Raw genomic sequence first — 21,688 nt, forward strand, 5'->3', positions numbered from 1 at the left:
CGTTCACCACACATGTTTGTTGTCCTTTTACCATTTCGTAAGAAATGTCAGATGTGATTAAATTTGGCTCTATGATTCGTAGTAATTTTTTGATATCATTAGACATGAGCATATCGCCTCCCGTTTGTTTTTTTGTCGTAAATTAATCATATAGGAGAACGGTATGCTTTTTAATACCTAAAATTAAGAAAATTAAAAAAAGGGCTGATGAATCATTTATTTGATTCATCAGTCCTTTAAATTATAGAGCCGGTTTTTTTAGTGTACCAGTAAATAAGCGAGAACTAAGTCATCCATATTTTTGAGAGAAAGATTGGTTTGGTCATAAAATTTATCAATTCGGTATTGTAGGGTATTTCGATGCATAAATAGTTCTTTGGCAGTAGAACTGATATTTCCCTGATGTTTCCATAAAGCAGAGATAATCAGTGCCATATCTTCATCAAGGGAAAGTTTTTTCTTAAATACTTGCATGATTAGACTGTCTTCTATCGCTTTTTCTGTAAGATAGGTCAGTGCTAGCTGTGGCAAAGAAACGACCGTGTTGACTGTCAAACGTTGTTGAGAAGTTAAAAACATTTGTTTTTCTTCTTGAAAGAAACGAGGAAATCCGTCACTTAAGGTGAAAAATGTTCCCGCAAATGCTTTAGCTTTAATATTATGTTCGGTTTCTAATGTTTTTAAGATACCTTCTAATTCGGTTAAATGATAGAAATGTTCAGTTTCTTTTTCAATAAGTAAGGCATATCCTGGTTCTACAAAAAAAGCATCAGCTACTTCGTTAAACATATGCGATAGCGACTTTAACCAGTCTTTACGCTCGCGATGAGAATCAGGGGTATCATTTTCCAGGATGAATTGAATCACTCGAAAATTGCCATTAGTTAAAGGCAGTGTCTTTTTTAAAAATAAAAAACCATACCAAGGATGACGGTCATTGGAAGGAGCGGCTTGCTTAGAATCGAGAAACACGACCTGTAATAATTGCTGTTCTTTTTCAGAGAGATCTTTTTTTGGAATAGATAGCCATTGATGTTGATAAGGAAATGTTATCATGGAAGCTTCTTCAATAGGATGATGAGTTAAACGACTGTTAGGATATAAGGAACGAAGTGAATCTATCATGAGCAACACCTTTTCTTAAAGTTTTCATTTCATTTATTGTAGCATAGGTTATGATAAAATATATAGTAGAGATGAAAGCGTGAGAGCGAAAGAGGGAAGAAGATGAATCAGCAATCAAGAGAAACTTATTATATGGAACAAGCCTTGATAGAGGCGAAGAAAGCACGCGCGATTGGAGAAGTCCCGATAGGTGCGGTTGTTGTCTATCAAGATACAATTATTGGTAGAGGATATAATCAACGAGAAACGAGTCAAAATGCCACAACACATGCCGAAATGATTGCGATTCAAGAAGCATGTGACTACTTAAAAAGTTGGCGCCTTGAAAATTGTGAGTTATATGTCACATTGGAACCTTGTCCCATGTGTAGTGGTGCTATTATTATGTCACGCGTGTCACACGTCTACTTTGGTGCACGTGATCCAAAAGGTGGAACAGTTGGGTCGTTGATGAATTTATTAACAGATGAGCGCTTTAATCATCAACCGATGGTAACAGAAAATATTTTAGCGGAAGAGTGTGGAGAAATCTTAACCTCATTTTTTAAAGACTTACGAAAACGAAAAAAAAGTCAAAAAGAAAAAGACTAGCATTTTTTTGATAATATGTTACAATAGGTTTTGGGCAATGGTGAGCCTGCTAAGCGTGTCAGGTCCGGAAGGAAGCAGCACTACGTAGGCGTCATCATGTGCCTATTTTTTTATCTATAAATAGTCAAAAGTGCGTGAACGTTATCGTTCACGCACTTTTTTTAGAAACTACGACCGCCTCCACCATGAGTATGGCCACCACTGGAAGTATGTGTACTACTACCTGAAGAAGGTGGGTTTTTAGGTATATGGCGTGTAGTAATATAACTTCTCACTAGCGTATCTTTTTCACTTATTAATTGAAGTGTGCCATATTGTTGATAAGGATAGTGATATGTTGGTTTCTTCAAATCGTATTCTTTTTTAATAGCTAGATAGACCGCTCCAGCAGAGATGACACCAATTACTGCTGGAATGAAGATTCTTAAAAAAGAATTGCCATCCTGTATTACTTGGTTACCTTGTTGGTTCGGTAACCCCCTTCGATAATAAATAACAGCATCGGTTAAAACGGTATCAATTGCTTCCCGATAGTTTTCATTCGGAAGGTAGGCCGCCGCCTTATCCAAAGTTTGATTAATTCGCTCATCTGTTAGATAACGAATCATTTTTCCCGAAGTGGATAAATAGATTTGACGATTGTCCATATCTATCAGGAATAAAAAACCATCTTCACTGAAATCATGTTGGTCATAATAGTCATCAGCGTACTCACGTGCTGATAAACCGTTGGCATCACGTGTCGTCAATACAACGACATCCGCTTCAACTTCGGAATGTGTGGCTTCGATTTGCTCGAGTAAATAGGCCTTATCTTCTTCAGAAAGAAGTTGTGCCTGGTCGACTAATCGCTCCGTTTCAGCTGAAACATTAAGAGGAGAGGCGGTGATTAGTAAGAAAAATAATCCCCATAACCCAATGACTAAAGGATTAATGTTTAATTTTACCATAAGAAATACCCCACAATCACGAGTAAGATAAAGACGATACTTCCAGCAAATAAGGAAAATAGTGACAGTCTCAGTTTATTAATCGGTAGCTGTCCACTGGTTTTTCCAGAATGTCCGTTCATCGCAAAATAGTAATGTTTTTCTGGGTCACGCTCATTTTGATAGGTAATCAACCAAACGGGTAGTAAACAATACTCACCTTGGTCGCGCATCGTTTGAATCTGGGCCTGACCACTCGTAATCGTGCCGACATGATTCGCAGTAGCCTCAAGCATAGCAGAGGTATAATGATGTAAGTCTGCACGGATACTTTCTTGTAAGGCCTCATAACTTAAATCGCGCTTATCAGCTTGAAAGCCAGAAAGGTATTCTGTATGAAATGGCTTTAACGCCGTGACGTCAAAAGGTTGGACGGATTCGACCATTGCCAGTGGTGTGTTTTTTTTCAAGGCATTCTTAACAAGTTGGTCAAAATTCAAATGCCCTGCACGAAATAAATCATACACTTTAGTCTGAGTGTATTCCGTTTCGCCAACGCGCCAAACACGAATATCTTTAGCAGAGCCTTCCCACGTGGCTTGAATATCAGCTTTAACTAACCAGTAAGGAAAGTAGACACCTGTAATCGACTCAATTTGGTCGCTTGAGAAAAAGTTTTTACGAGCAAACCATTTTTTTCTACCCCAGTCGATAAATGTTTTCTTCGCTTCTTCTTCTGAAACTTTAAAAGGCAAAATATAACGTGGTAAAAATTCACCACTGACACGCCCACTCAAAATGACGGGGTTATGGCAATAGTAGCAATGAGTAGCTGCAGTGGTTTCATCCGTGACAATTTCTGCCCCGCAACTGGGACAAGTGAATAAAGACATAGCAGTATGCATCTCATCTTCTCTTTGAGACGTGTCAGCTGACGCTTGCGTCTCTTCTGATACATTCTCTTCAAAAGCAGCTACAACTGTGTCTTTCAGTGCTTCGTTTTTCTCTTCTGGCTCTTCAAAAGAAGCAATATCCGCCACAGTAAACTCGCTCAAACAATAATCACAAGTAAATAACTCGTCGCTTGGCGAATAGGTTAAGGGTCCGTCACAGTTGGGACATTTATGGGTAATAACGTCACTCATGAACGCGACCTCCTTTCTCGGTCAATACTAAATTAAACCGCAGTCCCCGAGAATGGTTTTCCACATTCAGGACAAAACTTAGGCATAGCATCGGTGATTGTGACAATTTCGTGACAAGCGCTACAACGCATTTTGATTCCTGCTGTCGTTGCAGTCGGTCTAGGTTCTCCACATTCTGAGCAGAATTTTCCAGTATTTAAAGTTTGGTCATTCGGGCAACGCCACTCATCTTGGCCTGAACTAGCTTGTTGTTGAGCAGCTTGCTCACGATTTGTTTTAGAAGCTTCACTCATAAAGCCTCCGGCAGTATTAAGTCCTGCACCCATTCCCATAAAAGTAGTAGCACTGCCGTTTGGATTTTCCCCAGCCTTTTCAATCCCACTAGCAATCGAACCTTGAACAAACCCTTCGCGAATTTGTGCATCACTCAGCATTGCGCCTTTATTGCGCATTTGAATTAAAGCTTTAGAATCATCATCATAAGAAATACTTGCAACCCCAACGGATACAATTTCTAAACCACGCTGCGTGCCCCATTCTTGATCTAAGACATCTGCTAAATGATGACTTAATTCACTACTTTTTGATGCTAATTGACTAACGCGGAAACCTTCAACAGAAAGTTGTCCAATCGCTGTTTGAAAAGCGGATAAAAATTCATCTAAAAACTGACCTGCTAAGTCGCTTACTTCAACATGTGAAGCTGATTTTGATAACACTTGATTATAAAATAAAATCGGATCAATCACGCGAATAGAATAACTGCCGTGCGCGCGCACAAAAAGCTCGGCATTATAAAAGTTATCAAAATAGTTAATCGGAGAGCGCGTACCAAACTTAATATCTGTCATTTCTTGTAAATTAATATAAACAACTTCCATATTTTGAGGAGAAGTTCCACCAAATTTAAAGCGTTTAAATGACTCATCAATCGCCCCTTTTAAATTACCACTAAAAACAGACGGAGAGCTAGGGTTATCTAGTGTGTAGTAACCTTCTTCAGCAGTAAAATCAATCATCTTACCGCCATCCATAATCATCATGGCAGTATTTGGATACACATGAATGACCGAACCGTCAGTAATCACACCTGACGTTCCTTTTTTATTACTATTACGTTTATCATTTTTTCGAACGGCGACACCTTTTGTCATTAAAGTCTGGTTGGTTAATTGAGCGGGTTCGATAACTTCTAGCCACTGATCAGCTAAGCCACCTGATACACTACCTACTGCTGCACGTATTAATCCCATACTATTGCCTCCATTTAAGTTCAATTTGTTGTCTTAATTGTATCATATTTTAGAAAGAGTCGTTAGAAAGTGATAACCATTTTTTATTTCCAAAGTAAAATAGGTTAAAATAAAAAGAATGAATAAAATCGATAGACTCTTCTAGTATTGTGAAGAAAACTTTCGTATAATAGAAGAGAATGTTTAAGGGAGGAGAGGCAAATATGAGCTATCAAGCTTTATATCGCGTGTGGCGTTCTCAACGATTTGATGAGATTGTTGGACAACAAACTGTCACACAAACATTAAAAAATGCGCTCATCCATCACAAAACCTCTCACGCCTATTTATTTACAGGCCCACGAGGCACTGGGAAAACGAGTGCGGCAAAAATATTTGCTAAAGCGATTAACTGTCCCAATCAGGAGAATGGTGAACCATGTAATCAATGTGAAATTTGTCAGCAAATTACAGAAGGTAGTTTGAATGATGTTATTGAGATAGATGCTGCTAGTAATAATGGGGTTGAAGAAATTCGAGATATTCGTGAGAAAGTAAAATATGCCCCGACTCAAGCGCCTTATAAAGTTTATATCATTGATGAGGTTCATATGTTATCAACAGGTGCGTTTAATGCGCTACTGAAAACATTAGAAGAACCACCTAAAAATGTCGTTTTTATACTGGCTACGACCGAGCCACATAAGATACCAGCGACGATTATCTCTAGAACACAACGCTTTGACTTTAAGCGAATCCGAACGGAAGACATCGTCACGCATTTGCGTACGATTTTAGATAGCTTGAACTATGTTTATGAAGAACGAGGGTTATTTACGATTGCACGTGCAGCAAATGGTGGGATGCGTGATGCCTTAAGTTTACTAGACCAGACACTTTCTTTTTCTGAAGGAGAAATTACAGTTGCAGAGGCAGTTCAAGTAACAGGTAGTCTCACTCAGGAGATGATGGCGGACTATTTAACAAAATGTTATGAAGCGGACACAGAAGCTGCATTACAAGTTTTAGCTGATATCTTAGCAGAAGGGAAAGAGAGCCATCGCTTTATCGAAGATGTGTTGCTCTATTGTCGTGATTTGTTAATTCAACAACAGGCACCTGCTCTTTTAAAGGAAGAAGTAGGTGAAGTGACAGAAGAATTTCGTTTGTTAGCAGAACAAATTCCTTCCGCAACGCTTTATGACTATATTAGTATTTTAAATCAAACACAGAGTGAAATGCGTTTGTCTTCTCAACCACAAATCTATTTGGAAGTGGTAACAGTTAAATTAGCTCATACGCTGTTAGATAAACCTCAAGCAAGTACATCGATAGACGCCAATGAGTTAGCAACAAATGACGAAATCAAGGAACTGCGTCAACAAATTTCTGAAATGAAAAAAACAATCAAAAAAATACAAGCTTCAGGTGGCGATAAAACAGCACAGGAGCCAGTTAGAACTGTAAAAGCTAACTCGGTGACACCTTTTAGAGTTCCCAAAGACAGAGTTTATAAGGTGTTACAAGAAGCAACTCGTCAACATTTAGACTTATTAAAAGATAGTTGGCCAGATATGTTACAGACAGTTAGTGTGACACAGCGAGCGATGTTAAAAGCTAGTGAACCGGTGGCGGCTAGTGCAGAAGGGTTTGTGATAGCATTTGATTATGAAATCGTATGCCAACGTGCAGTAGATGATGAAGAATTACTAGAGCAAATGAAGGAGAGCCTCCGTCGCCTTATTCAATATACAGGAAATCCTGTGATGATACCGCGTGAGGTATGGCCTCAATTACGTCAAGATTATATTCAACATCATCAAGGCGCTAAAGAGGATATAGCGGTTGAAGATGACATAACGACTGAACAGACTGCAGCAGATGAATTAGTCAAAACGGCGATTGAATTGTTCGGTGAAGATAAAGTAGAAATTATTGAAGAATAGAAAGGGAGTTATATAAATGATGCGTGGAATGGGAAATATGCAAGGCATGATGAAACAAGTACAAAAAATGCAAAAGGAAATGGTGGCTGCACAAGAAGCACTTGAGAAAAAAGAATTTGAAGGCCGCGCGGCGAATGACTTAGTCGTTGCTACGTTTACTGGTAACCGTCAATTAATTAATTTAGATATTAACGAAGAAATTATTGACCCTGAAGATCCAGACATGTTACAAGATATGATTTTAGTAGCGATTAATGACGGATTGAGTCAAATTGCCACCGAAACAGAAAAAACAATGGGTAAATACACACAAGGAATGGGAATTCCTGGATTATAAGAGATGAAGCTAGGACAAACACTGTTGTTTGACCTAGCTTTCTTTTAAAAGCCAAAGAAGGAGCGAGAAAATGGAATATCCAACGCCAATAGCCAAACTAATCGAAAGCTATATGCGCTTGCCAGGAATTGGAGCGAAAACAGCCGCTCGATTAGCTTTTTTTACATTAGATATGCAAGAAGAAGAAGTCACAGAATTTGCCCGTTCTTTGATTAGTGTTAAGCGTGATTTACACTATTGCGAAGTATGTGGCAATATTACTGATCAGAAAAAATGTCAAATTTGTGAAGATGAAAGTCGTGATCAAACGACTATTTTAGTAGTAGAAGAGCCTAAAGATGTGATGTCAATGGAAAAAATGCGAGAATATCACGGTTTATATCATGTACTTCATGGAGTCCTTTCACCAATGGATGGCACGGGACCGGAAGATATTAATATGACATCGCTAATTCAACGTTTACAAGCAACGGATGTTGCAGAGGTGATTATCGCTACCAATGCCACTACAGAAGGTGAAGCCACCGCTATGTACTTATCACGCTTAATCAAACCAGCCGGCATTAAAGTCACACGTCTAGCACACGGACTTTCAGTTGGAAGTGATATCGAATATGCGGATGAAATGACGTTATTAAGAGCGGTTGAAGGAAGAAGAGAACTGTAGTTATCATAGACATAATCATGATTATCAAGTAAACTTATGGTAAGAGTTATCAGAAAGGAAGCGGTGTTGTGGCAGGAATATTTATAACGATTGAAGGACCGGATGGGGCTGGAAAGACAAGTATGATCCAAGAGCTTGTTCCAAGATTAGAGGAGACGTTGACATGTTCTGTCATGACAACGAGAGAGCCTGGCGGTATACCTATCTCTGAAGAAATCAGAGAGGTTATTTTAAATCCGCGCCACATCACGATGGATGAACGCACGGAAGCTTTACTTTATGCGGCAGCGCGTCGTCAACATCTTGTTGAAAAAATACTTCCGGCACTTGAAGCAGGCAAACTAGTATTATGTGACCGTTTTGTGGATAGCTCTCTCGCTTATCAAGGGGTAGGACGCCGTATTGGTATGGAAGAAATTGCGGAGATTAATCATTTTGCAACAGAAGGCTTAACCCCACATTTAACTTTATATTTAGATGTCGATTCTGAAACAGGATTGAGACGTATTCAAAAAGGACGGTCATTGTCAGAAATTAATCGCTTAGATAATGAAGATTTAGTTTTTCATCAACGAGTCAGACATGCTTATCTAGACTTAGCTGAAAAATATCCAGATAGAATTATCACGATTGATGCTAAGCAATCTTTAGAAAAGGTTGTGGAAAAAGCTTATTCTGAGATTATGACCTATTTAACACAAAATGAAAGGATGGGAAGACGATGAAACTGATTTTAGCGATTGTACAAGATAAAGATAGCCAACGTTTATCCAATCGATTGGTAGAAGAAAATATCCGTGCTACAAAATTATCAACGACAGGTGGATTTTTAAAGTCGGGTAATAGTACGTTTATTGTAGGGATAGAAGATGAGCGTGTTGAAGATGTATTGGCAGTGATTAAAGATACATGTGAATCACGCGAACAGTTTATTACAGCGCCGGTTAGTCTAGACGCGACCTTTGATAGTCATATGGCGTACCCAATCGAAGTTCAAGTAGGCGGTGCGACCGTCTTTGTGTTACCAGTTGAAGGGTTTCATCAGTTTTAAATGAAGACGATACAAGAACGCCAGCCGGTAGTTTATCAAACGTTATTTAATGCGTTAAAACATCACGCTTTGAGTCATGCGTACTTATTTGTAGGCGAATCGGGAACAGGCAAGCAGTCGACAGCTAATTGGTTAGCTAGTAGCTTTTTGTGTCAAGATAGTACGACACCCGTTGCTTGTGGAAACTGTTCCAGTTGTAAACGAATCCATGACCAACAACACCCAGATGTTCATCATTTACTACCTGAAGGACAATCTATCAAGGTGAATCAGATGCTGGCGATAAAATCACATCTTGGAAAAAGTGGGATGGAATCAGCTAAACAAGTGTTAATAGTTCATCAAACAGAGCGACTCACAACGGCTGCAGCGAACAGCTTGCTGAAATTTATTGAAGAACCAGAAGGCGAATTATTAGTTGTTTTTTTAACATCCAATCGCCAAAGTGTGCTTCCTACCATTCAATCACGCTGTCAAGTGGTTTATTTCCAGCAAATCCCCTCAGATGAATTAATGTCACAATTTATGTCAGAAGGGATGTTGAAAAAGCACGCGGTCTTGCTTGCAGAAATTGTGAACAGTACAGAGCAAGGATTAGCTTTATATCAAGAAGAATGGTTCGAAGAAACAGTGACAATTATGGAAAAGTGGGCGGATTATTTATCAAAACGCGATCCATACGCGTTTGTTTATGTTCAGCAAAAAATCGTGCCTGTTTTTAAAGATAAGACACAGCAGTCTTGGCTTTTCACATGCTTAACAGCACATATAAAACAAACGTTTTTAACACAAATTCCCACCCTTAGTCAAGAAGAAGAATACTTTTTTGTAAAGCTTCAAAACAGTGCATTAGAAGCGACAAAAAAGTGGCAAGCCAATGTTAGCTTTCAAAATGTGTGTGAACAATTAGCAGCCAAGATTACGAAGTAAAATAGGAGGTCAGTATGAAAAAAGTTGTAGGCGTACGTTTTCGACCAGTTGGCCGAATATATTATTTTACAGTAACAGATAATGAAGCATTAGGTTATGGGGACCGTGTGTTAGTCGAAACTGACCAACATAAAGAGCTAGGTTACATTGCCTTAACACCACGTGAAATGGCAGCGGAGGATTTACCTAAAAACTTAAAACCGGTGATACGAAAAGCGACTACCGCTGACCTTCAGCAAGAAGAAAAAAATCAACGAGATGCTCAAGAGGCGTTTGAAATTGGAAAAGAGAAGATACTTGCTCATCAATTGGAAATGAAATTAGTCGAAGTGCATTACGCTTTTGACCGTTCTAAAATGGTTTTTCAGTTTACGGCAGAAGGGCGTATTGATTTTAGAGAGTTGGTAAGGGATTTAGCCGCTATCTTTAAAACACGCATTGAATTACGACAAATTGGCGTGCGTGATGAAGCGAAAATCTTAGGTGGTATCGGACCATGTGGACGTCCCTTATGTTGTGCTACCTTTTTAGGTGATTTTATGCCTGTTTCAATTAAAATGGCAAAAGACCAAAATCTCTCGTTAAACCAAACTAAAATATCAGGAGTATGCGGTCGTTTAATGTGTTGCTTAAAATATGAAAATGACACATATGAAGAAGCTAAACGCGCTTTACCTGATTTTGGGAAAGAAGTAGAAACGCCTGATGGTAAAGGGCGTGTAGTAGGACTTAACTTACTGGATCGCGTTGTAAAGGTTAAACTTTATAAGAAAGCCATTGCGATGGATTATGACTATGAAGAATTAAAAGTATAAAAAGGAAGATTCCGATGGACAAACGAGCCTTATATGATGAATTTGGACAAATAGAATTGGATATAAAACAGTTACTGGACCGTTTGAATGAGATGAAACATTCTGCTGAAAAATTAATGGAGCAGAATGTGAATTTAGAAATTGAAAATCGTCACTTACGTGAACGTTTACTTGAATATGAGGCAAATGAGTCAAAAGATGCAAGTGATGAACGACAAGGACTTTCAAAATCACGTTTAAACCTTGAGAAAATATATGAAGAAGGTTTTCACGTATGCAATGTGTGCTATGGAACGCGACGAGAAAATGATGAAGAATGTGCGTTTTGTTTAGATGTGATTTATGGAGAAAGAAAATAGCTGGGGGAGTGTTTACTCACCAGCTTTTTTTGAGGAGAGAGAAGAATGCAAGTACAAAAAAGTTATAAAGAACAGTCGGAGCTAGGCAGCTTATATTTGGTCCCGACACCTATTGGCAACTTGGAAGATATGAGCTATCGTGCAATTAAGACACTAAAAGCTGTCACTGTGATTGCAAGTGAAGATACACGCAATACTCAAAAATTATTAAATCACTTTGAGATAGATACGAAACAAATTAGTTTTCATACGCATAATACACAGCAACGCTTACCTGAATTATTAAATATGCTACTATCCGGTCAAGATATTGCACAAGTCAGTGATGCCGGTATGCCGTCTATTAGCGACCCTGGCTCTGAATTAGTTGCAGCCTGTATAGAGCATGGTATTAAAGTAATTTCATTACCCGGTGCAACAGCAGGTGTGACGGCTTTGATTGCGTCAGGACTTTTACCAGACCGCTTTACCTTTCATGGGTTTCCTCCTCGCAAAAAAAACGAACAGCTGCTTTTTTTTGAAGGATTGAAAACTCAAACAACCACCCATATTTTATATGAATCACCTTATCGTTTGAAAAAAACACTGAACGTGATGAAAAATGTTTTTTCGGATAATCATCGCATCGTGATTTGTCGGGAATTAACTAAAATTCATGAGGAATATTTACGTGGAACCTTATCAGAAATTCATGCCTATATTGAAGAACATGAGATTAAAGGAGAATGTTGCCTGTTGATAGAAGGAGGCGAAATAGACACGGAAACGTCCCCCACTTTGAATAGCGAGTCATTAACTGTGGAAGAACATGTTCAGTTATTAATGACGGAAGAACAACTGTCCAGTAAAGAAGCCATTAAAAAAGTTGCGAAAGAACGCCAGTTACGAAAACAAGATGTTTATCGTATGGTCCATCAACGAGATTAAACGATATAGTGAGAAAAAAGTCCCCCTTTATCACTCCAGCTAGCTGAAGTGATAAAGGGGGACTTTTATAGTATAAAAAGCCAAAATCATTTTTAGCAAATATTTTGCACGTCTTTTTTTTGCTCAACAATCCGATTAAGATATTTTTTAAAGCGATATAACTCAATTTCCTGTGGGCAATCATCAATATAAAAAATTGGCAGTGTGGGATGCTGAATCTGCGTATTATTAATAATCATTAAATCAAAGTCATCGGTATTCATTTTGGCGTAGTCAGTTAATGAAGCTATCGTAAAGTTTAGATGCTTTAATTCATCATAATTCAAGATATTTTTAATCATTCGTGCCGCAAATTTACCATGATTTTCACCTAGGTCACTAACAACGAGTATCGATAATTCTGGTATATAAAAGAGTAAAGATGGTATTTCAATACATAACCAATATATAACAGAGTGTCGGTGAAGTTGTGGGTCTAATCCAATTTCATCGGAAAGACAGTCATATATCATATTTAAAATTTGGAATAAAGATGTATTGCTTTTTTCGACTGTTTTTGAAAAATAATAAAACCGATCAAAAAAAACAGAGGAAGGGGTCGTCGAGATTTTCTCTGTTAAATAGATTTGTTTGACTAATCGAACTAAAAATTCTTGTTGTTTATCGTTTAATTGAACAGATGTTTTTTCTCGCAACATTTTAGAGAATCGGAAAGCAGTCAATTCAATTCTGTCTCGCTCTTCTACATCCTCCCAGCCATGTACATGAGCATATATTACTTCATGTATTTGTTGAAATTGTTCTTGTTTAAGCGTTGGGAAGTAAGAGCGAATTGAAGAGACAGAAGCTTTTGTTACTTCTTCTAAAGGTTGAGAAAATTCTTTTGATTCGTTCGAGAAACCTTGGTATTCCCTAAAAAGGGAGACGTAGTACAAAAATTGAAAAAAGTACAATTGTTGGTCATCATCTATTTCATTTTCACTAAGAATACAAGAAGTAATGACAGTTGCTATCTTTGGGAAGATATCTGGATAAGGGACTTTTGCACCAGGAAAGACAAACGATTCAAGCAAGAATCCCGTAAAAAACTTCCGTAAATCATCCTCTGTATCTCCTTCTAAAAAAAAGCGCGTTTGCCTTTGTCGAATATGAATGGGTAACGCTTCAAAGGCATTTTCTAATGTGATTTGTGTTCGGTAGAGAGTTGAGCGACTGACGTGTAACTTATCGGCATACTCAGTAAGTGTTTTATAAGGTTCAAAAAACATTAGCGTTAACCATTTTAAAGGAACAGACTCCGTAATGAGCTCGCCGATTATTTGTTGAAAGAGCGAATTATTTTTAATTTTAATGTCTACTTTTTGTGAATCGGTGATACTTAAATTAAGTAAATGTCCCCACTTGATTTCAATCAAAGATAAGTCTTGTTTGATTGTCGCTAGGCTGACGTTTAATTTTTCTGAGATGGTTTCTAATTTTATAGGTTTAGCATTTTCCTTTAATATAAGCAAGATATTATATTGACGATTAGATTGTGCATCTAAAAAATGATGAATCACGATAACCACTCCTTTTTTAATCGTACGTTAATCTTAAAAGATGTTTTTTTTAAAAAAACTGAACAGACAAAATATATTTTGTTCATTAGAATATATAGAGTGCTAGTTTTTGAAGGGATATTTTAAAAGGATATAAATATTTCAAATTATTAAACACAAAAAAGATTATTATTAAGATTTATCATACCATAAATAGTAAAGGTTACGCTAATTTTTTGTTATGAAACTCTTTAAAATTAAGGGTTTGTTCAATAATTAACGTATAAAAAATGGAGGAAGAGATTTAATGGAGAAACATAAGTGGATAACCTATGTGAGTTTGCTGCTCTTATTAATGCAATCGGTTTTATCACCAGCGGCAGTTTTAGCAGAAACATTATCTAACACTCAGGCAGAAACAACATTAGAGAATGTCTCATTGTCTTTAATCGATGGTACTGAGACAGAAGTGAACGAAATTGAAAAAAATCAAGAGTATCGATTGAAGATTCAAGGTAAAATGAATGGGAATAATCTTCGTTTGACACTTAGTGAACCGTTTAACGTCTCCAATCAAGAAATATCAGTTTCGAATTCTAAAGGAGAGTTAATCGGTCAAGCACAAGCTGATAATCAACAAATCACGTTAAATGTGGAAAATATTGAAGATTTTGTAGATGATATCGTGTTTGAAGTGCCAGTTAAATATCAACCTTTAGAAGAGAAACAACAAGAAGTATTAACATTACATGGAGTAGAAACGAGACTCCCACTTAATGTTAAACTTCAATCACAAAATGATACAGCTAAAGAAGCAAACAAAGAGGACGACGTTAGTGACTCTGATGATGACGCCGCTCCCGAAGCTGAAGAAAATTTAAATTTAATAACTAGCGAAGAAGTTGGAGAAGATGAAATAAGTCAAGAAGAATTTGCGTTTTATAGTGGTTCAAACAATAACTTCAGAAGTGCCCAACCCTCTCTCGAGAGATTTGATTTGAGAACCTATAAAGACTTGTTTGAATATTTTGATCAACAATCTTCACCTAAAGAAGAAAAAGGAACATATCCTAAACATCACAGTAATAATTACTTACTTCAAAATGGAAATGAAGCAGCCTATAAGGATAACGAAGAAATCACTACAAAAAACTTTCGCTTTGGGGAACATTACACGGGTAGCGGACCGGTAACGCAAAATATCTTAAAAGGAAATCTAAACTTTGCTAACGGTTATCATCACTACAATGTATCGAAAGCAAACGAAAACTTAGGAGTAGAAACGAAGAAAACCGTAAAACCTAGAAAAGATGACCCTACAAAATTTGATATACAATTAGACATTATAGGTGATGCTGTTAAAGAAAAGAAAAAAGTCGATGTTGTTTTTGTCATCGATAAATCTGATAGTATGAATGCTGGAATGAACAATTTGTGGGATATCACAAAAAGATGGGATGTCCTAAAAAATGCGATGGAGACATTTTCCAAGGGACTCTTGAATGACCAAGATAACTATGATATACAAATGGGACTGGCCTCTTTCGGGTCCACTTGGGTCTCGAATAACACAAAAAATATATTTTATGAAACTTCTTATTTTAGTAATAATCAATATTTCACAAAAAATTCGAACTTACTTGTAAATCACAGAATACTGACAGCCAAACCTTTATATGGATCTGGAACACCAACGTTTATTGGTGTAGATGCAGGGGCGAAACTCTTGATAGACTCAACAAAGGGAGCACGACCAGATGCAGAAAAACATATAATCGTTTTGACAGATGGTATGGCAACATTTGGACCGAAAGACCCGCTTCGAAGGTATGTGGAAACTTTGAGTGCAAAACAAGATTTTCAGAATAAGTGGTCTGATACAATCTACTATGGAGATGGAAGGGAAGGATCATCGAATATCACAAAAATAGCAAACGACAATGCTAAATACATTAGGAATATTTATAACACCTTAGACGTTAACTCTAAAAAATATTCTATAGCATTTGGTGTTAATAACGAAAATGCCAACACTGTATTGAGTGCAGCTGGACCGGATTTTAAGGGGAATGCTAATGATGCACAAGAACTAAATGAGGTTTTAAACATTATTAAAGGGAATATTTTAGAGCCAGAACCTGCTTTCGAGAAAGGTCAGATTGTAGATCCAATGAGTGAGTACGTTGACTTGGTGGAAGGCTCAGTTAAATCTTCTGCTTTGATTTTAGACGGAAGCAAGGAACTGCGAGCTGTGGAAGCGACAGCTACCAATGCTCCACAATATGCAAAAGACGCAAAAATCGATTCACAAAACAATCAAATAAATGTCTCAAATCTTACCTTAAGTGCGAGTGCCAAATCAGGAGCGAAAGAATTGACACAACGGCACGGCTATCGTTTGAACTATACGGTGAAGTTAAAAGAAGACTATTACGATAATCAATTTTATCCGACAAACGGACCTACATTTGCTCAGACAGCCAATGAAACACAATCGTTTGGCTTTGCAGTGCCTTCTGTACGCGTCAGACCTGAAAAAGGCTCTCTCTTAGTGAAAAAAATCTGGGATGATCAAGAAAATGTTTGGGAAAAAAGACAAGATATCATTATACAATTACAACGACGTGAAAAAGGTAGTAATGGAAAATGGGAAGATGTTCCAAATCAGCGTGTTAGTCTATCGAAAGATAAGTCAGAAACAGAGTTTAAACATGAATTTAAAGAGGTTCTTTTCCGTTCGGGTAATAAACAATATGAGTATCGTGTAGAAGAACGAGTGAATGATAAAAATACAGGAGTTGCAGGTTATGAAAAACCAAAGTATTCACATGAGGCCATTGATCAAACGAAGTCGAACGAAACAATGACGGTGATCAATGAACTGAAGTACTTGCCTTTAGAACTTAAAAAAGTGGGACATGACGGCGAGACGCCTCTAGCTAATGTTGGTTTTATACTTTATGAAGAAGGAAGTCCTGAGTCTATTGGAAAAGAAGTAACCTCAGATTCTAAAGGGGAAATTAATTTCGGCTCATTACCGATAGGAAGATATGTATTAAAAGAAACAACACCTCTTATAGGCTACCAAGCTATGGAAGACATTCATTTCCAGATAGTACAAGATGAAACTAGTCGTGAGTTGTCATTCAAGGGGTTACCTGAAAATAGCATTCTTGTAAATCGTTTGAAAGATTTCCAACTTCAAATTGAGAAAAAAGATCAGTATGGTCGACCTGTTCCTAATGTGACGTTTCAATTAAAAGGAAAAGATTATGACAAAAAACAAGCTGCCGACGAGTCGAGTGAAAAAGGCAATACGTTTACTTTTAAAGGATTAAAGCCAGGTGAATACACATTAGAAGAAGTCGAAGTGAATTCTCACTATGTCTTGCTTGAAAAACCAATTAAGATTGTCATTTCAGATACTGGAAAGGTTACAATAGATGATGAATTATTGCAAAATGTGCTGACGGAAGAAGGTAATATTATTCACCTTGAAGTCACGAATACGGCTAAAGGTATTTTACCCGCAACTGGCGGCACTGGGTATCAAACCTTCAAGAAAGTAGGCGCGATATTATTGGTGACGGGTATGATAGTTATGGGCTATTATCTATGGCGAAATCGTCAGGAGGTGGCTTAACATGACAGAAAGAACTTATAAAATATGGTTTCTTCCTTTCTTATTAGGCTTGTTGTTTATGATGGATTTCCGTGTGAATGCGGCCAATCAATCAGTTATAAATGAAGATCGTGCTACGCTTTATATTCATAAACGCATGTACAAAAATCCAAATGCTCGTCCATCTTACACAGAGAATGACGGGTTACAACGAGAAGTCGAGAATGAAAGTGATACGTATGGATTGAACGACGTCACATTTGGTATATATGATGTGACGTTGCCACTCGCTGAGAAACTTAAAACACGGTCATTAGAAGACATTCAACAAGAAGTATTAGCTTGGGATTTAGATGAAACCCATCATCCACTTCCTGGTTCTCAAAAATTAGGCTCTATCAAAACAAAAACGATAAATCAAGAATCCGGTCTGGGACGTTTTGAGTTCACTATCCCTGAGGTAGAAAATCCAGCGATTTTAATAGTAGAAGAGGATGCACCACTTATCAATGGGGAAAAGATTGAGCATCCAGCTGCTCCAATGTTGATCGTTTTTCCAGTTGAGAATCCAATGCAACCTGGAAGCTATTTATCAGAGATTCATCTTTATCCTAAAAATTATGGTTATAGAGTGAAGGAAACGCCACCTAATAAACCAGTTACCCCAAGTCCTAAACCTCATAAGCCTTCATTGCTTCCTCAAACTGGGGAAGCTAAAACAGCGATAACATTGATTGGATTTGTTATCGTGGTAAGTGTTGGAGTTATAGGGTTAAGAAATAAAAAAATAAAAAAGAAACATAGGAGGATTTAAATATGAAAAAGATTTTAAAAACATTGACTGCTAGTTTTGTAGCAATGTTAGTATTGCCATTATTGACAGGTGTTGTATCGGTCAAAGCAACTGAACCAGAAGAGGCTACAGAAGCTAATATTACGCTACATAAGAGAGTCTTTGAAGAAAACGGAATAAAGGAAACCGTGTTGAACACTGGAGAAGAAATGCCTGATTTTGCTGGAGAAGCATTAAATGGTGTCGAATTTACAATGTATAACATTACTGATATTTATCATGAGATGCTAGCGAAAACTTCTGAAAATGTGGAAGAAGCTCAAAAAAGCGTTATTGAGCAAATTCAAAAAACAGCTATCGATACGCCAGATAAACTTGCTCTCCAATCAAAAATTATTAAGGTAGAAGTGACGCAAGAAAATGGACAGGCAACGTTTAAAAATGTCGCGATGAAGCAAGGCGAAAAAGATGCGGTTTATTTATTCTTAGAAACTAAGACACCGAATAAGCCAACGATTACAAAAATTGCAGCCCCTATCGTATTAGCAATGCCAATCTATAAAAATGACAACAAAGATTTAAATAGAGATATCCATGTCTATCCTAAGAATGAGTCTGCTGAAAATAAAAAGGAAATGACGAATAAAGGATTAACGGAAGTTGAAGTCAATGGTGTAAAATACCCTAATGTTACAACAGGAGATACGTTGAACTATAAATTGACTATCAACGTGCCAACCAATATTACGCATGAATCTACTACAGGATACGCGATTAAAGATACACCTTCTGAAGGATTAGAATATTTGACTGGTACTATTAAAATTGATGGATTAACCCCAGGAAAAGATTATACAGTTGAAGAAGATGAAGAAGGAAATGAAAATGGATTTAAGATTATTTTTGATTTAAATGACAACGTTAAAAGTTATGCTGGTAAGAAACTATTTGTAACCTATGATATGAAATTAACAGCAGAAGTTAATCCGGATGAGAAGCACGAGAATAACGCTTCTGTCATTGTTTCTAATGGTCCAGAAGATGAAACAACAACAGAAATAACTCCTCCACCGGCAGTTGTAACTAGTGGTAAAAAGTTTGTTAAGCAAGATGCTCATAATGAGAACCCATTAGAAGGAGCAGAATTTGTCGTAAAACAGGATAGTAAATATGCAAAATTTTACGATGATGTAAGTTCGACAGGAGAATATGTTTTTGAAAAATGGGTTGATAATTTAGAGAATGCGACTAAAGTTGCTTCGAATGAAGACGGTGAGTTTTCTGTTAAAGGGTTGTTAGATGGAAACTACCAATTAGAAGAAACAAAAGCACCAAGTGATAAATATGTGAAGTTAAAAGAAGATGTCAATTTTATAGTTAAACATGGAGAATACGGTACTGCTGAGTTACAAGAAATTAAAAACACACCTAAAGGTATTTTACCTTCAACAGGTGGCACAGGAATTATCGCGTTCTTAGTCTTAGGAAGTGCGATGATGTTAGGAGCATTTGCTTGGTCACGAAAGCATAAAGAATTAAACGTTTAGAAATCTTAAAGACTACTTCAGAAGAAGTAGTCTTTTTCTTACAAGAAAGCGAGGATGAACGTGGCAACTAAACCAAATAAAGCGGTCAACCATGTGCTGACAGCCACAATTGTATTGTTATTTATTACAGGCGCTGTTATCTTTTTCTATCCATTTATAGCGAATGCGATTAACACCTACTATGCGAATCAGATGGTTGAAACGGTACAAAAAGAAGCAAACGATCAATTTTTAAAAGAAAAAAAAGCACGACTACGTAAAGAAAAAAAAGCAGCGCGAGAGACTGCTACCAAACAAGTAATCGGACTTACCGAAGATATGTTTGATGTCGATGAGTCCGACTATAGACCGTTATCAAAAGAAGATTATCAAAAGCACTTGATAGGATCCGTCTATATTCCTAAAATTTCGGTGGGCTTACCTTTATTTGATGAAACGACAGATGATTTGTTAGAACAAGGAGCAACTCTGTTACAAGGAACCTCGTATCCAACTGGAGGCTATAGCACACATAGTGTGATAACAAGTCATAGTGGACTTCCTGAGAAAAAATTATTCACTGACTTGGAAAAATTGAAAGTTGGCGACTATTTTTTAGTGAATAATTTAGATAAAACTATGAAGTATGAAATAGATAGTATAAAAGAAGTACTACCGACGGAAACAGACGATTTAGTCATTCAAGAGGGAAAAGATATGATGACATTATTGACATGTACCCCCTATATGATAAATACACATCGTTTGCTTGTGACAGGACATCGTGTGCCTTATACAGAAGACGAAGCGAAGGAAGAAATAAGTTCAGTTAAAAAAAGTCAACAGAAAGATTATTACCTTCTTTTGTTAATCATTTTGATCGTATTTACTTTCTTTATATGGTGGCTTCGAAATAGGGTATTAATAAAAGAAGACAAAAGGGGATATGAAGATGAAAAAAGGAAATAAGCGTATCATTTCTCAAATCGGTATGCTTATTGTATTTTTAGTGGGCTTTTTAATTATGTTGTACCCATTTTACGTTAATGCTTTAAACGATTTAATAGCAGAATATACTGTTATGAGATATCAAAAAAAGGAACATCAAGATTTTATAGAAAAAAAAGAAAAGTATCAAAAAGAAAATGAAAGAATAAAAAAAGAAGGATTACATCCAGGAAGTGATCCATTTGAAGAAGAACAGGTAGCTATAAAAAAAGATGCAGAGTTGCGTGAACATGTTATTGGAAAAGTAAATATACCAAAACTAGCTGTTGAAATGCCGTTGTTTGATAAAACAACCCCATATTTGCTAGAGCATGGAGCAAGTGTTTTAGAAGGAACATCATTTCCGGTAGGTGGCGATAGCACTCACTCGGTGATTTCTGCACATCGAGGATTGCCAGACAGAGAGCTTTTTACTAATCTCCCTAAATTAAAGTTAAACGACATATTTTTAGTGGAAGTTTTGGGTGATACTTTGGCATATGAAGTGGATAGTATTGAAACGGTTCTCCCCGAGGAAACATCTGTTTTAGCAATTGAACCGGGCGCAGATAAAATGACCTTACTCACGTGTACCCCCTACATGATAAATACACATCGTTTACTTGTGACAGGACACCGTGTGCCTTATACACCAGAGTTGGCAAAGGAAAAAGAGCAGAGAGATCAGTGGAGAAAATTAAAACGTATTGGGATTATAGTAGGTGTCCTCTGTATCGTGATACTATTAGGTAGTATGATGATAAAAAGAATAAAGGCTTATTATTTATCTAAAAAGAGTATGACACTAGAGATTCAAGTGAAACATGAAGAACAGATAGAACCTTCACGTGTAACCTTGTATGATTATCGAGGAAAAAAGCCAGTATATCGTAACGGGGAGCCTTTGGTTTGGATTGGACATCAGAATAGTCATGGTCACGTAAAATTTGAGAATTTACCAGGTGGAATATATCAAATTAAAGTTGAAAATGGTCCGAAAGTAAAGACAGGGATTAAAAGTTCAAAACAAAATATGCCCATGTTTTATTTGAAACGTCAATCAGTATTTGAATTGAAAAAAGACGGTTGGGAATTAATTATATTAAATCAAAATAAAGTCTGATTTCAAATATGACGGTCTTTTTAGAGTAATTGATACATAATATAA

General features: G+C 37.0%; 20 protein-coding genes and 1 other RNA gene. 16 read left to right on the forward strand and 5 right to left on the reverse strand.

The annotated features are described in order from the left end of the window. Positions 1-258 precede the first annotated feature (258 nt). On the reverse strand, positions 259-1,125 hold the full coding sequence (locus tag CBF33_RS07785; protein ID WP_126763120.1) for a helix-turn-helix domain-containing protein: 867 nt from the start codon (positions 1,123-1,125) through the stop codon (positions 259-261). A gap of 102 nt (positions 1,126-1,227) precedes the next feature. Here CBF33_RS07785 and tadA point away from each other — a divergent pair, with 102 nt between their 5' ends. Together tadA and ffs are read left to right on the forward strand one after the other, a co-directional pair. Continuing rightward, a complete protein-coding gene (tadA, locus tag CBF33_RS07790; protein ID WP_126763122.1) occupies positions 1,228-1,716 on the forward strand; it encodes a tRNA adenosine(34) deaminase TadA in 489 nt (162 codons plus the stop codon). A gap of 21 nt (positions 1,717-1,737) precedes the next feature. Further along, positions 1,738-1,835, forward strand: an RNA gene (gene ffs, locus CBF33_RS07795) — signal recognition particle sRNA small type. 42 nt (positions 1,836-1,877) lie between these two features. Here ffs and CBF33_RS07800 read toward each other — a convergent pair. Genes CBF33_RS07800 through CBF33_RS07810 form a run of 3 tightly spaced genes read right to left on the reverse strand, consistent with a single transcriptional unit; the run spans position 1,878 to position 5,043 of the window. Then, on the reverse strand, positions 1,878-2,666 hold the full coding sequence (locus CBF33_RS07800) for a TPM domain-containing protein (protein WP_126763124.1): 789 nt from the start codon (positions 2,664-2,666) through the stop codon (positions 1,878-1,880). After that, complete coding sequence (locus CBF33_RS07805) at positions 2,660-3,790, reverse strand: TFIIB-type zinc ribbon-containing protein (protein WP_126763126.1); 1,131 nt, start codon at positions 3,788-3,790, stop codon at positions 2,660-2,662. Before CBF33_RS07805 ends, CBF33_RS07800 begins: the two co-directional genes overlap by 7 nt. A 32-nt stretch (positions 3,791-3,822) precedes the next feature. Continuing rightward, positions 3,823-5,043 carry an SPFH domain-containing protein gene (locus CBF33_RS07810; RefSeq protein ID WP_126763128.1) on the reverse strand — a complete coding sequence of 407 codons (1,221 nt, stop codon included), beginning with the start codon at positions 5,041-5,043 and terminating at the stop codon, positions 3,823-3,825. Positions 5,044-5,246: 203 nt separating this feature from the next. On the opposite strand from CBF33_RS07810, the gene dnaX reads away from it, so the two are divergent. The 9 genes from dnaX (at position 5,247) to rsmI (ending at position 12,054) form a co-directional block, all read left to right on the forward strand. After that, the gene (dnaX, locus tag CBF33_RS07815) at positions 5,247-6,968 is read left to right on the forward strand and encodes a DNA polymerase III subunit gamma/tau (protein ID WP_126763130.1); all 1,722 of its coding nucleotides are present in this window, start codon (positions 5,247-5,249) and stop codon (positions 6,966-6,968) included. Between the two features lie 16 nt (positions 6,969-6,984). Then, positions 6,985-7,305 (forward strand): YbaB/EbfC family nucleoid-associated protein, encoded by a 321-nt coding sequence (locus tag CBF33_RS07820; protein ID WP_126763132.1) that lies wholly within the window; start codon positions 6,985-6,987, stop codon positions 7,303-7,305. Between the two features lie 70 nt (positions 7,306-7,375). Next, positions 7,376-7,972: a recombination mediator RecR gene (gene recR, locus CBF33_RS07825; protein WP_126763134.1), complete on the forward strand. Its 597-nt coding sequence runs from the start codon at positions 7,376-7,378 to the stop codon at positions 7,970-7,972. 68 nt (positions 7,973-8,040) lie between these two features. Continuing rightward, the gene (gene tmk / locus CBF33_RS07830; protein ID WP_126763136.1) at positions 8,041-8,697 is read left to right on the forward strand and encodes a dTMP kinase; all 657 of its coding nucleotides are present in this window, start codon (positions 8,041-8,043) and stop codon (positions 8,695-8,697) included. Beyond that, positions 8,694-9,023: a cyclic-di-AMP receptor gene (locus CBF33_RS07835; RefSeq protein WP_023606679.1), complete on the forward strand. Its 330-nt coding sequence runs from the start codon at positions 8,694-8,696 to the stop codon at positions 9,021-9,023. Before tmk ends, CBF33_RS07835 begins: the two co-directional genes overlap by 4 nt. Continuing rightward, a complete protein-coding gene (holB, locus tag CBF33_RS07840) occupies positions 9,024-9,953 on the forward strand; it encodes a DNA polymerase III subunit delta' (protein ID WP_126763138.1) in 930 nt (309 codons plus the stop codon). A 14-nt stretch (positions 9,954-9,967) separates the two neighbouring features. Next, positions 9,968-10,768, forward strand: coding sequence for a PSP1 domain-containing protein (locus CBF33_RS07845; RefSeq protein WP_126763140.1), 801 nt, complete (start codon positions 9,968-9,970; stop codon positions 10,766-10,768). 14 nt (positions 10,769-10,782) lie between these two features. Beyond that, entirely contained in the window at positions 10,783-11,127 is a 345-nt protein-coding gene (locus CBF33_RS07850; protein ID WP_023606676.1) for a DNA replication initiation control protein YabA, read from the forward strand. A 45-nt stretch (positions 11,128-11,172) separates the two neighbouring features. Then, positions 11,173-12,054, forward strand: a complete 882-nt coding sequence (gene rsmI, locus CBF33_RS07855; protein ID WP_126763142.1) for a 16S rRNA (cytidine(1402)-2'-O)-methyltransferase — start codon at positions 11,173-11,175, stop codon at positions 12,052-12,054. Positions 12,055-12,146: 92 nt separating this feature from the next. Here rsmI and CBF33_RS07860 read toward each other — a convergent pair whose 3' ends face one another. Continuing rightward, positions 12,147-13,613, reverse strand: coding sequence for an AcpB/EbpR/MafR family transcriptional regulator (locus tag CBF33_RS07860; RefSeq protein WP_126763144.1), 1,467 nt, complete (start codon positions 13,611-13,613; stop codon positions 12,147-12,149). Between the two features lie 286 nt (positions 13,614-13,899). Between CBF33_RS07860 and CBF33_RS07865 the strand changes: the two genes are divergently transcribed. Genes CBF33_RS07865 through CBF33_RS07885 form a run of 5 tightly spaced genes read left to right on the forward strand, consistent with a single transcriptional unit; the run spans position 13,900 to position 21,643 of the window. Next, positions 13,900-17,235, forward strand: coding sequence for a SpaA isopeptide-forming pilin-related protein (locus CBF33_RS07865; RefSeq protein ID WP_126763146.1), 3,336 nt, complete (start codon positions 13,900-13,902; stop codon positions 17,233-17,235). 1 nt (position 17,236) lies between these two features. Then, entirely contained in the window at positions 17,237-18,028 is a 792-nt protein-coding gene (locus tag CBF33_RS07870) for a pilin N-terminal domain-containing protein (RefSeq protein WP_126763148.1), read from the forward strand. A 2-nt stretch (positions 18,029-18,030) separates the two neighbouring features. Continuing rightward, positions 18,031-19,554 (forward strand): SpaH/EbpB family LPXTG-anchored major pilin, encoded by a 1,524-nt coding sequence (locus tag CBF33_RS07875; RefSeq protein ID WP_126763151.1) that lies wholly within the window; start codon positions 18,031-18,033, stop codon positions 19,552-19,554. A gap of 60 nt (positions 19,555-19,614) precedes the next feature. Further along, entirely contained in the window at positions 19,615-20,502 is an 888-nt protein-coding gene (locus CBF33_RS07880) for a class C sortase (protein ID WP_170167771.1), read from the forward strand. Continuing rightward, positions 20,486-21,643: a class C sortase gene (locus CBF33_RS07885; protein WP_170167772.1), complete on the forward strand. Its 1,158-nt coding sequence runs from the start codon at positions 20,486-20,488 to the stop codon at positions 21,641-21,643. The genes CBF33_RS07880 and CBF33_RS07885 overlap by 17 nt, the downstream gene beginning before the upstream one ends. Positions 21,644-21,688 lie beyond the last annotated feature (45 nt).

The organism is Vagococcus lutrae, from assembly GCF_003987555.1.
GTDB lineage: Bacteria > Bacillota > Bacilli > Lactobacillales > Vagococcaceae > Vagococcus_A > Vagococcus_A lutrae.

Excerpts from the sequence above, each read along its gene's own strand:
- CBF33_RS07820 (WP_126763132.1), top strand. The coding sequence starts at position 6,985 with ATGATGCGTGGAATGGGAAATATGCAAGGCATGATGAAACAAGTACAA.
- CBF33_RS07870 (WP_126763148.1), top strand. The coding sequence starts at position 17,237 with ATGACAGAAAGAACTTATAAAATATGGTTTCTTCCTTTCTTATTAGGC.
- CBF33_RS07850 (WP_023606676.1), top strand. The coding sequence starts at position 10,783 with ATGGACAAACGAGCCTTATATGATGAATTTGGACAAATAGAATTGGAT.
- recR (WP_126763134.1), top strand. The coding sequence starts at position 7,376 with ATGGAATATCCAACGCCAATAGCCAAACTAATCGAAAGCTATATGCGC.
- CBF33_RS07835 (WP_023606679.1), top strand. The coding sequence starts at position 8,694 with ATGAAACTGATTTTAGCGATTGTACAAGATAAAGATAGCCAACGTTTA.
- holB (WP_126763138.1), top strand. The coding sequence starts at position 9,024 with ATGAAGACGATACAAGAACGCCAGCCGGTAGTTTATCAAACGTTATTT.
- tadA (WP_126763122.1), top strand. The coding sequence starts at position 1,228 with ATGAATCAGCAATCAAGAGAAACTTATTATATGGAACAAGCCTTGATA.
- CBF33_RS07885 (WP_170167772.1), top strand. The coding sequence starts at position 20,486 with ATGAAAAAAGGAAATAAGCGTATCATTTCTCAAATCGGTATGCTTATT.
- CBF33_RS07800 (WP_126763124.1), bottom strand. The coding sequence starts at position 2,666 with ATGGTAAAATTAAACATTAATCCTTTAGTCATTGGGTTATGGGGATTA.
- CBF33_RS07785 (WP_126763120.1), bottom strand. The coding sequence starts at position 1,125 with ATGATAGATTCACTTCGTTCCTTATATCCTAACAGTCGTTTAACTCAT.
- CBF33_RS07805 (WP_126763126.1), bottom strand. The coding sequence starts at position 3,790 with ATGAGTGACGTTATTACCCATAAATGTCCCAACTGTGACGGACCCTTA.
- CBF33_RS07875 (WP_126763151.1), top strand. The coding sequence starts at position 18,031 with ATGAAAAAGATTTTAAAAACATTGACTGCTAGTTTTGTAGCAATGTTA.
- CBF33_RS07865 (WP_126763146.1), top strand. The coding sequence starts at position 13,900 with ATGGAGAAACATAAGTGGATAACCTATGTGAGTTTGCTGCTCTTATTA.
- CBF33_RS07845 (WP_126763140.1), top strand. The coding sequence starts at position 9,968 with ATGAAAAAAGTTGTAGGCGTACGTTTTCGACCAGTTGGCCGAATATAT.
- rsmI (WP_126763142.1), top strand. The coding sequence starts at position 11,173 with ATGCAAGTACAAAAAAGTTATAAAGAACAGTCGGAGCTAGGCAGCTTA.
- dnaX (WP_126763130.1), top strand. The coding sequence starts at position 5,247 with ATGAGCTATCAAGCTTTATATCGCGTGTGGCGTTCTCAACGATTTGAT.
- CBF33_RS07810 (WP_126763128.1), bottom strand. The coding sequence starts at position 5,043 with ATGGGATTAATACGTGCAGCAGTAGGTAGTGTATCAGGTGGCTTAGCT.